Here is a 10446-nt window from a genome sequence, read left to right as displayed (position 1 = left end):
AATCGCGGGGTATGCGGGGGGTGGCCGACGAGTTCCGGCCGCGTCCCGGGTCGTAGCTGACATCGACCGCGGCACCACCGCCGCGCACCCGCAGAGCCCGGAGGAAGCCATGTCCGCCACCACCGTCACCGCCCGACCCGCCCGCTCGAAGGGCGCCACCCGCGCGCTGTGGACGGCACAGATCCTGCTCGGCGTGTTCTTCGTCGTGGCCTCGGCCGGACCGAAGTTGTTCGGCGAGGCCACCGCGGTGGAGATCTTCACCCAGATCGGGCTCGGCCAGTGGTTCCGGTACCTCGTGGGCGCTCTGGAACTGCTCGGCGGCGTCGGGCTGCTCGTCCGCCGCTCCGCCGGGGCGGCCGCGCTCGGCCTGGTCGGGTTGATGGTCGGCGCCGCCTACACCCAGGCGTTCGTGCTCGACGGCGGTCTGCTCGTGCTGACCCCGCTCGTGATCGGCGCGGTCGTGGGCGTCATCGCCTGGGTGCGGCGCGGCGAGATCCGCAGCCTGATCGGCTGACTCTTCCCTTCCGCAAGATCCACGGGCTGCCGCATCCACACGGATGCGGCAGCCTGCACGTATGAGTGCGACCCAGCTACGGGTGAGCCGGAACGTCGACGCGCCGGCTCGACGGATCTTCGACCTGCTCGCCGACCCGGCCCGGCACACCGAGATCGACGGATCCGGGATGCTGCGCGGAGTGGCCGGCAGCGCGGCCCCGGTGACCGGCGTGGGTGAGCAGTTCTTCATGGAGATGTTCCAGGAGGCCCTGGGTGACTACCAGATGGCCAACAAGATCATCGCGTTCGAGCGCGACCGGCTGATCGGCTGGCAGCCCCGGATGGAGCGGACCCCGGCCTCCGCTCCGGAGATGGGCGGGCACGGACCGCGCGGGCAGACCTACACCTACGAGCTGACCGCGGGCGGGGACGGCGCGACGACGGTCACCCAGGTCTACGACTGGAGCGCGGTCACCGCACCGGAGGTCATCGCCCGGATGCCGCGGGTGTCCGAGGCGCAGCTGCTCGACACGCTGGACCGGCTGGCGGCCGCGGTCGACGGCTGAGAACGGCCCCGGTCGTGCCGGGCGGACGCGGCGACGGAGTCGCGGGCTCGGGCACGCGACGCCGTCGTGGGCCCGGCGACACCGGGGCAGGTCCGGCATCGTCGCAGGCCCGCGACGGTGTGTCTCCGGCCACATGTCACCCCCATGTGGCCCGCGTGTGCGGTCCGCGGCGTTTCGAGTTCGCGCTCCGCGGGCATCCTCGGTGCAGGAGAAGGCGTGGCCGGACCACGGGTGCCCTGCACGGCCCCCACGCCGCATCAGTCGCCCGTACAGGGGCGACCGGGTTTCCCGTCCGGCCGATCGCCGATCACGTACGACGACGAGACAGGAGGACCCCATGGCGGATCGTCATGTCGTTCCGGCCGAGGACGGCTGGCACGTGGAGAAGGAGAAGGCCCAGCGCGCGAGCGCGAAGGTCGCCACCCAGGCCGAGGCCGTCACCCGCGCGGTGGAGATCATCGCCAAGGACGGCGGCGGCAACCTGGTGATGCACGGCACCGACGGCGAGGTTCGCGAGACCCGCGCGGTGGAGGGCGACTCCGACGCCACCGCCACCACCGCGGCGCGGGCGACGGCGAATGCCGCCGCGACCGGGGCCGCCGAGAAGGCAGGCTCCGCCGCGGACAAGACCGCGAAGACCGCCGACTCGGTCGCGAAGGACACCTCGACGACCGGCCGGAAGGTCGCCGGTGAGACCCGGACCGGAGCGAAGTACGCCGCCTCCACCGCGGGCGCCGGCGCGGACAAGGTCACCGCCGAGGCGAAGAGGGCCCGCAACGGCGCCAAGGACACCGCCCAGGCCGGCAAGGCCGCCGCGGACGCCGCGCGCCGTACCGGTGACCAGCTGGCCGGCCAGGCCGCACGCACCGGCAACCAGGTCGCCGGCGAGATCGGCGCCTCCGGCCGACGGTCGGCCCAGACCGTGGCCACCACCGCCCGTCAGGGCGCCGAGCAGGCCGTCTCGGCGGCCGACCGTGCCGACGCCGTCTCCTCGAGCGTCGAGGGCGAGCTGGACTCCACCGGGGCCCGGATCGCGGAGCGCGTGCACCTCGGCAGCGAGCGCGCCGCCGAGCAGGTCGACGAGGCCGTCGAGCGCCTGACCCGCGCGGTGCGCCCGCTGAACCCGATCCGCGTCGCGGGCCGGGTCGCGGCCGGCACGGTCGCGACCGCGTTCGGTGTCTCCGGCGCCGTCGTCTCGCGCACCGGCAAGCTGTTCCAGGTCGGCACGCGCAAGGCCGCCGGCAAGCGCTGAACCGTCCACGTCACGGGCCCGTCCGGCATCAGCCGGGCGGGCCCGTTCCGTATGCGCTCGGGTTGCGTGTGCGGGCTGCGACCGGTCAGCCGGGCAGGCGCAGGAGGTAGTCGCCCGCGTCGTCGTTCCACTCCATCGACAGCAGGTCGCGCGCGCGGGCGGCCTTGGCGAAGGACAGGAAGCTGCCGAACCCGTAGCGCTTCTCGTCGAAGTCGGGCATCCGCTTGCGGAGCTGGTTCTTCAGCCGGCTCAGCTGCGGCGCGGCCCCGGACGCGGCGAGCTCGCGCACGACGTCGACCAGCAGCCCGAACGCGTCCGCGTCGGCCGGTGAGTCCTCCGGGAACCCGACCTCCGGGTCGCCCTGCGCGGAGCCCGAGGTCAGGATCAGCACGCCCTGGTTGTCCAGGTGGCGCAGCAGCTCGCCGAACCCGCGGAAGCCGTGGTCGGACTCGTCGAAGGTGGGGTCCTTGCGCAGGATCGCCCGCTTGAGCCGTGAGGCCAGTACCGGTCCGTCGGAGTGCCGGAGCAGACCGGTCAGGGTGCTGCCGACGAGCGCGGCGACGTCGCGCTCCTCGGTGCTCGCCACGACCGGCTCGTCGACCGGGTCCTCGACCGGCGCCGGTGTGACGACCGGCGGACTCGTCGCGGCGGGCGTCTCGGCCGGGGCCGGTGCGCCGGTGACGGGTTTCGGGGCCCCGCGCCGACGGTTGCGCGGGCGGGGCTCGATCGTCGGCTCGACGCCGGGCAGCCGGTCGTAGAACAGGAACTCGTCGCAGGCGGGCGGCAGCAGCGCCGACGTCGAGTCCTGTACCCCGATCCCGATCACCCGCTTGTCCAGCTCGCGGAGCTTGTGCATCAGCGGGGTGAAGTCGGAGTCGCCGGTGCCGATCGCGAACGTGGTGACGAACCCGCGCTCGTAGGCCAGCTCGATCGCGTCCACCGCGAGCTTGATGTCGGCGGCGTTCTTGCGCGACCCGCCGATCCGCTGCGGGATCTCGATCAGCTCCACCTGGGCGCGGGCCATCAGCCTGCGGTCCTCGTCGAAGGCGGACCAGTCCGCGTACGCGCGGCGGACGACGACCCGTCCCCGCTCGGCCAGCGCGTCGGCCAGCGGCCCGAAGTCGAACGGGGCCACGCCCAACCCGTCCCGGGCCCCGATCGCCAGGTTCTCGTAGTCGAGCAACAGCGCGATGCGTTCGTCCTCGTTCGCCACGGTTGTGGACTTCCTCTCCGCCGGTTGCGACTCGCGACACGAACCTATCCCCCGCCGGCCCCTCACCCGACGGCGGACGCCCCGCACCTGGGACGATGCAGACCATGCGCGCCCACGACGTCGAGGCCGTCACCGACGAGATGGTCCGGACCCTGCGCGGTCACGCCGACCTCGACTGGTCCGCCCCCGCCGGTGACCTGTCCTGGTCCTGCCGCGACACCGCGGTCCACGTCGCCGACGACCTGCTCGTCTACGCCGCCCAGCTCGCCGCCGAGGCGGAGAACGACTACGTCTCCTTCGACGTCGCCGTCCCGCCCGACGCCGGGCCGGACGACATCCTGCGCGTCGTCGACGCCGGTGGCGCGCTCCTGGCCAGCGCGGTGCGCACCGCGCACCCGGGCGCCCGCGGCTGGCACCCGAACGGCGTCGCCGACCCCGGGGGCTTCGCCGCGATGGGTGTGGTCGAGGTCCTGCTGCACACCCACGACATCGCCCGCGGGCTCGGGATCGGGTTCTCGATGCCCGACGACACCTGCCGCACCGTCCTGACGCGGCTGTTCCCGGACGTCCCCGCCGAGCCCGGGAACGCCGCGGCGACCCTGCTCTGGGCGACCGGGCGCGGCCCCCTCGACGGCCGGGAGCCGGTCCGCGAGTGGCGGTGGGACTCCTCGGTGCGGAGCTGACGTCCCGGAAGTCCGCCCGGTCACGCCGTGCGAACTCGGATCGCGCTCAGCCCAGCCGGTCGGCCGGGGCATAGATCGACTTGTACTCGAGGTAGTTGTTGATCCCCTCGGGTCCGAGCTCGCGGCCGATGCCGCTGTCCTTCATGCCGCCGAACGGCGCGCCCAGGTCGATGTCGTAGCGGTTGACACCGATCGTGCCGGTGCGCACCCGCCGGGCGAAGCCGAGCGCGCGCTCCTCGTCCGCCGAGTACACCGAGCCGCCGAGCCCGTAGTTGCTGTCGTTGGCGATCCGCAGGGCGTCGGAGTCCGAGTCGAACGGGATCATCGCGAACACCGGGCCGAAGACCTCCTCGCGGGCGAGCTGGTCGTTGTTGTCGACGTCGGCGAACACGGTCGGCTCGACGAACCAGCCGCGGTCCTGGTCGGCGGGACGCCCGCCACCGGTGACCAGGCGGGCCGAGGAGTTGCGGCCGACGTCGATGTAGCCCATGACCCGGTCGAGGTGGGTCTGCGAGGCCATCGGGCCCAGCGTGGTCGACTCCTCGAGCGGGTTGCCGACGACCTGGTCGCGGGAGAACTGGGCGACGGCCTCGACGACCTCGTCGTAGCGCGAGCGCGCCACGAGGATGCGTGAGGCGGTGGTGCAGGTCTGGGCGTTGTTCATGAACGACGAGGTCGGCATCGCCGCGAGGAACGTGTCGATGTCGCCGTCGGAGAGGAAGACCGAGGCCGACTTGCCGCCCAGCTCCAGGGTGCAGCGCCGGATCAGGCGGCCGCACTCGGCGCCGATGATCCGGCCCGCGGCGGTGGAGCCGGTGAAGGCGACCTTGTCGACGCCCGGGTGCGAGACCAGCGACGCGCCCGCCTCACGGCCGGCGAGCACGATGTTGAGCACGCCCGGCGGCAGGCCGACCTCCTGGGCGGCGTCGGCGAAGACGTAGGTGTCCAGCGCCGTCTCCGGGGACGGCTTGAGCACCATCGTGCAACCCGCCGCGAGCGCCGGGGCCAGCTTGAACATGGCCAGCGCCTGCGGGTAGTTCCACGGTGTGATGGCGCCGACGACGCCGACCGGCTCGCGGCGCACGATCGTCGAGCCCTGCGCGCTCGGGCGCACGGTCTCGAGCTCGGTGTGGGAGATGACGTCGGCGTACATCCGCAGCAGGCCTGCCGGGGCGGCGCCGTTGAACGCCGAGGACAGCGTGATCGGCATCCCGTTCTCCTGGCTCACCAGCCTGCTGGTGGACTCGGAGCGGGCCTCGAGGGCCTCGGCGAAGCGGATCATGACCTCGGCGCGCTCGGCCGCGGTGGTGCGCGACCACGGGCCGTTCTCCAGTGCCTCGCGCGCGGCGTGGACGGCGGCGTCGATGTCGGCGTCGGTGCCCAGCGCCGCGGTGCCGAGCGACTCGCCGGTGGCGGCCTCGAGCGCGTCGTGGGTCTCGGTGCCCCGCGGTTCGACCCACTCGCCGTTGATGAAGAAGCGGGTGCGGTCCAGTTCGGTACGTGCGTCGGCGGTGACGGTCACGGTGCCTCCCGGCAGTGGGGTGTCTTCTCGTCGGCCCGGTCGGCGCCGCGGTCGGAGCCGGAGCGGGCCACTCAGGTAAGGCGGATACATCGGCGTGCAGCCGACGAGCGGGTCGTCGACCGCCACTATCAGATCCGAAATTGCGGAGATAATCAACGATCTGAACCGCATTTACCAACAGAAGGCGGTCGCGGCGTCGTCGAGAGGTCGCCCGTCTCGATCTGAGACCGGGGCCGCGGTCCGGAGCCCTATCGTGCACAGGCACCGGACGAGGGAGGCCAGGGTGGCGGACGACCGACGCACCGACGTCGGGGATCTCCCCGTCGTCGCCCGCTGGGGCACCGAGCACCCCTCGGCGCCGCTGGTGGTCGTGCTGCACGGCAACGGGACCAGCGAGCACTCGGTGATCGAGATGTCGCCGTGGCTACCGCACGGGTCGGTCGCCTACGCCGCGGTGCGTGCGCCGGTCGAGCTCGGCGCCGGGTACCGCTGGTTCCTCGACGCCGACGACGGGGTCCCGGACCGCACGAGCCTGGACACGACCTGCGCCTGGGTCCTGCGCTGGCTCGACGGGGAGGGCGACCCCGCGCGCCCGGTCCTGCTGGTCGGGTTCCGGGAGGGCGTGACCCTGGCCGGGGCGGTGATGTCCGCGGCCCCGGAACGCCTCGCCGGCGCCGCCCTGCTCTACGGCGCGCTGGCGTTCGACGACGGCCCGCCGACGGCCCGCGGCGGCCTGCGCGGGATGCCGGTCTTCCTCGGCCAGGGTTCCGAGGACACCCGCACTCCGGCGCACCTGCTCGCCCGGACCCGGGAGTGGCTCGCGACCGGGAGCGGCGCCCCGGTGCTGGCCGTACGCGCGGCCGGCGGGGCGCAGCTGGCCGGCGAGGTGGTCGGGCACCTCGGGACCTGGCTCGGCGACCGCCTGGACTTCCTGCGCGCGCACGGCGAGAACCCGCTGCCCGACGGCGACGAGCCGGACTGGCCCACGGTGCCCGGCGGGCGTCTCGCGGCCCGTGCCGGTGCGCCCCCGGAGGTGGGCCCGGACGGCCCGCCGTTCCGGCTCGGGACCGAGGAGGGCCTGCACCTCGTCCTGCCCGACGAGCTGGCCTACGACGCGGTGCTCAAGGGCTGGGCCGCGGCGCACCCGCTGGCCGGGGTCCGGACGGGCTCCGGGGCGGTCCTGGTGCCCGGTCCGCGCGACGACGCCGAGACGGCGATCGTCGACGGGATCACCGCCGCCGCGCACCAACACGCCGCGCCGGGCTCCTGATCAGCGGGAGCGGTCCGCGTTCACCCCGACAGCCGAACGGCGAAGCTGACCCGAACCAGCAGTACCTGCAGCGAGGCGACGGACCTGCTCGAGGAGAAGAACTTCTTCGAGACGCGGGTGACCGGGTACCGCACCGGCGGCGCCCTCGACCGGGACTGACGCCCCACCCCCATCCCGCGTTGTGGAGCCCTGACGTCGTCCGACGGCCCGAAAATCGACGTCATGGCTCCACAACGCGAGGGGGGCGGGGCTCTACGCGTCGCGCGTCGGCCGCTACGTGGCCATCCGGCGTCCGGCTACGGTGACCAGGACCGCGACCGCGACCACCGCGACCGACGGTACGAGCACGACGTGCGGTGCGACGAACAGGTACTCGCGGCCCTCGGCGACCATCGCGCCCCACTCCGCGGTCGGCGGCGCCACCCCGAGCCCCAGGAACGACAGCCCGGACACCGTGAGCAGCGTCGCGGCGAACCGGACGCAGGCGTGCGCCAGCAGGGGCGGTGCGAGGTTGCGCGCGACGTGGCGGAGGAGCACCCGTGCCGGCCCGGCGCCCAGCGCGACCGCGCCCTCGACGTAGGCGCGGCCCTTCTCGGCGACGGTGAGCTGGTAGGCCTGGCGCGCGAACGGCGTCCACCCGACCAGCCAGACCGCGGCCAGCAGTGAGCCGATCCCCGGCCCGAGCACGGCCGCCGCGAGCAGTCCGAACAGGATGATCGGCAGGGCGGCGAGCACGTCGACGGTGCGCAGCAGGACGCGGGCGCCGGGCCCCTCCCGGTAACCGGCGGCCATCCCCGCCGCGGTCCCGACGGCGCCGGTCACCAGCACCGTCACCACGCTGATCCCCAGCGTCAGCTGCGCGCCGGCGAGAAGCCGCAGCAGCAGGTCGCGGCCGAGCTGATCGGTACCCAGCGGGTGCGCGGGCGAGGGCCCGGCGAGGATCGCGGCGAAGTCCGCCGCGTCCGGGTCCCCGAGCAGCGGGCCGAGCACGGCCGCGACGGCAACGAGAGCCGCACCGCCGACCCACCACCGGTTCACGAGACCGCCTCCCGGGACCGTGCCACGGGGTCCGCGGCCAGCCCCGCCAGCTCGACCAGGACCCCGGCCAGCACCGCGACCGCGACCAGCGCGAGCGTCCCGGCCTGGATCACCGGAAGGTCCTGGGCGAGCACCGCGTCGTAGAGCAGCCGGCCCAGGCCGGGGATGCCGAAGACCACCTCGACCACGACCGAGCCGCCGAGCAGGCCGGCGACGAACATGCCCGACAACGACGTCACCGACGTCGTCGCCAGGCGGGCGCCGTGACGCCACAGCACCCGGCGCGCGGTCAGGCCCTTGGCCCGCGCGAGCGGTACGTGCGCGCGGGTGAGCACGTCGGCGGTCTCGGCGCGCACCAGCTGCGCGGCCAGCGCCGCCGGGTACACGGCCAGCGTCAGCACCGGCAGCACGACGTGCTGCGGCCCGCCCCAGCCCAGCGCGGGCAGCGCACCGGCACCGACCGCGAACACCAGGACCAGCCACGGCGCCAGCACGAACTCCGGCACCGCGACACCCGCCACCGCGAGCGCGCCGACGGCCCGGTCGAACGGCCCGCCCGGCCGGTGCGCCGCGTACACCCCGGCCGTGACGCCGACGACCGCCGCCAGCCCGAGCGCCAGCACGGTGAGCAGGCCGGACACCGCCAGCGCGTCGCCCACCTGGTCGAGTACCGGCTCCCGGCTGACGAACCCCAGCCCCAGGTCACCGCGCAGCGCGGCGCCCAGCCAGCGCAGGTACTGCACGGGTGCGCTCGCGTCGAGCCCGAACTCGGCGGCCACCCGGGCCTCGGTGGCGGCGTCCGGCACCTCGGCCGAGACCCGCGCCCGCAGCACCGCGCGGCTCACGTCCACCCCGGTCAGCCGGGGCAGCGCGAACACCAGCACGGACGCGGCAAGCAGCACCAGTGGCACCGGCAGCAGCCGGCGCAGCACCAGCGCCCTCACGTCACCACCGGGGTCACCCGGTGCGCACGAGCGGCGGGATCAGCGGCCGCACGCCGAGCGGGTCCGGGACGAAGCCGGTGGCCCCGCGCAGCGCCGCGGTGTTGCGCGGATGCACCACCATCACCCCGACGGCCTGGTCGGTCAGCATCCGCGCCGCCCGGGCGAACAGCTGCTGGCGCGCCGCGACGTCGGTGACGCCCGGCAGCCGGGCGATCAGCGCGTCGTAGGCCGGGGCGCAGAAGTGGTCGATGTTGTAGCTGCCGGCGCAGGTGTAGTCCGAGCTCAGCGTGCCGGTGGCGTCCGGGTAGTCGGACAGGTAGCTGCGCGAGTTGAGGAACATGTCGAACCGCCCGGCCAGCACGTCGGGCTCCTGGGCGTCGTAGTTGCCGACCTCGACCGACACGGTGATCCCGGCGCGGGCGAGCATCGCCTGGATCGCGGTGGCCAGCACGGGCAGCTCCGGGCGGTTCGGGAACGTCTGCAGCCGGACGGTCAGCGGGCGGCCCGGCCCGTAGCCGGCCTGCGCGAGCAGCGTCTTGGCGCCCTCGACGTCGGCCGCCGGCGGGGGTTGCGTGACGCCCCACGGCACGGCCGCGCCGAACAGGTCCGCCGCCGGGTCCGCGGCGCCGGCCAGCACCTGCTGCGCGAGCACCGGACGGTCGATCGCCTTCGTGACGGCCTGGCGCACCCGCAGGTCCGCGAACGGCGCCGCGGACTGGTTGAGCAGCAGCTCCACCGTGCGGGCGTTCGGGTACTCCGCGACCTCGGCCCCGGACGAGCGGAGTTGGCCCAGCGAGGCGTTCGGCAGTCCCTCGGCGAACTGGACGTCGCCGGACTGCACGGCCAGCGCGCGGGTCTGCGGGTCGGTCACGTACCGCACGGTGACCCGCTTCGCGCCGGGTCGGGTACCCCAGTAGGCGTCGTTGCGGACCAGCACCGCCGAGTCCGTCCCGTTCACCGCGTCCAGGACGTAGGGGCCGGTCGCGGTGCGCACCACCTCCGGCGCCCCGCCGCCGGCGTAGGCGGCCGGGGACAGGATCCCGAGGTTGCCGCTGCTCATCCGCAGCGGCAGCACCGGGTCCGGGGAGGTGGTGGTGATCCGCACCGCGTCCGGGCCGTCGGCGGCGATCGCGAACCCGATCCCGCGGATCGCCCGCGGCGGTGCGGCGACCCCGGCGACGTGGCGCAGCGCGGTGACGACGGCGGCGGGGTCGAGCGGGGCGCCGTCGTGGAACCGGACGCCCGGGCGCAGCGTGAACCGCCAGCTGCGGCCGTCGGCGCTCTGCTGCCAGGCCGTCGCCAGCGACGGCACCGGCGCCACCTTCTCGTCGACCGAGGTCAGCGTCTCGGCGACGCCGAGCGACTGCAGCCGCGCGCCGTCGTCGGCGTCGAACGCGTACGCGGCCCGCGGCGGGAACTGCACTGCCACGGTCAGCTCGCCGTCCGGCTGTGCCGGGCCCGGG

The 10446-nt window shown here is 74.5% G+C and carries 10 protein-coding genes; 5 read left to right on the top strand and 5 right to left on the bottom strand.

The window, feature by feature from the left end; all coding sequences use genetic code 11:
* From I4I78_RS24610 to I4I78_RS24600, 3 genes are all read left to right on the top strand, one after another.
* The coding region (locus I4I78_RS24610; RefSeq protein WP_226380366.1) for a DoxX family protein at nt 1-514 on the top strand (514 nt) is incomplete at its 5' end.
* A gap of 61 nt (nt 515-575) precedes the next feature.
* Nucleotides 576-1061: a hypothetical protein gene (locus I4I78_RS24605; protein ID WP_218613861.1), complete on the top strand. Its 486-nt coding sequence runs from the start codon at nt 576-578 to the stop codon at nt 1059-1061.
* Between the two features lie 337 nt (nt 1062-1398).
* A complete protein-coding gene (locus I4I78_RS24600) occupies nt 1399-2313 on the top strand; it encodes a DUF2188 domain-containing protein (RefSeq protein ID WP_218613860.1) in 915 nt (304 codons plus the stop codon).
* Nucleotides 2314-2398: 85 nt separating this feature from the next.
* Here I4I78_RS24600 and I4I78_RS24595 read toward each other — a convergent pair whose 3' ends face one another.
* The gene (locus tag I4I78_RS24595) at nt 2399-3526 is read right to left on the bottom strand and encodes an NYN domain-containing protein (protein ID WP_218613859.1); all 1128 of its coding nucleotides are present in this window, start codon (nt 3524-3526) and stop codon (nt 2399-2401) included.
* Between the two features lie 104 nt (nt 3527-3630).
* Between I4I78_RS24595 and I4I78_RS24590 the strand changes: the two genes are divergently transcribed.
* Nucleotides 3631-4209: a maleylpyruvate isomerase N-terminal domain-containing protein gene (locus tag I4I78_RS24590; RefSeq protein WP_218613858.1), complete on the top strand. Its 579-nt coding sequence runs from the start codon at nt 3631-3633 to the stop codon at nt 4207-4209.
* 46 nt (nt 4210-4255) lie between these two features.
* Here I4I78_RS24590 and I4I78_RS24585 read toward each other — a convergent pair whose 3' ends face one another.
* Nucleotides 4256-5731 (bottom strand): aldehyde dehydrogenase, encoded by a 1476-nt coding sequence (locus I4I78_RS24585; RefSeq protein WP_308252332.1) that lies wholly within the window; start codon nt 5729-5731, stop codon nt 4256-4258.
* 283 nt (nt 5732-6014) lie between these two features.
* On the opposite strand from I4I78_RS24585, the gene I4I78_RS24580 reads away from it, so the two are divergent.
* Nucleotides 6015-7001, top strand: a complete 987-nt coding sequence (locus tag I4I78_RS24580; protein ID WP_218613856.1) for an alpha/beta hydrolase — start codon at nt 6015-6017, stop codon at nt 6999-7001.
* Nucleotides 7002-7274: 273 nt separating this feature from the next.
* On the opposite strand, the gene I4I78_RS24575 is transcribed toward I4I78_RS24580, so the two are convergent.
* The 3 genes from I4I78_RS24575 to I4I78_RS24565 all read right to left on the bottom strand — a co-directional run.
* Nucleotides 7275-8039: an ABC transporter permease gene (locus I4I78_RS24575; protein ID WP_218613855.1), complete on the bottom strand. Its 765-nt coding sequence runs from the start codon at nt 8037-8039 to the stop codon at nt 7275-7277.
* Nucleotides 8036-8983, bottom strand: a complete 948-nt coding sequence (locus I4I78_RS24570; protein WP_218613854.1) for an ABC transporter permease — start codon at nt 8981-8983, stop codon at nt 8036-8038. The genes I4I78_RS24575 and I4I78_RS24570 overlap by 4 nt, the downstream gene beginning before the upstream one ends.
* 13 nt (nt 8984-8996) lie before the next feature.
* Nucleotides 8997-10446 (bottom strand): ABC transporter substrate-binding protein (locus I4I78_RS24565; protein WP_218613853.1); only part of this gene is annotated, 1450 nt, incomplete at its 5' end.

Origin of the sequence: Pseudonocardia sp. KRD291 (assembly GCF_019263595.1) — a bacterium.
Classification (GTDB): Bacteria; Actinomycetota; Actinomycetes; order Mycobacteriales; family Pseudonocardiaceae; genus Pseudonocardia.
Note: the sequence above shows the minus strand (reverse complement) of the source record. Positions and strands in the feature narration are given on the sequence as shown.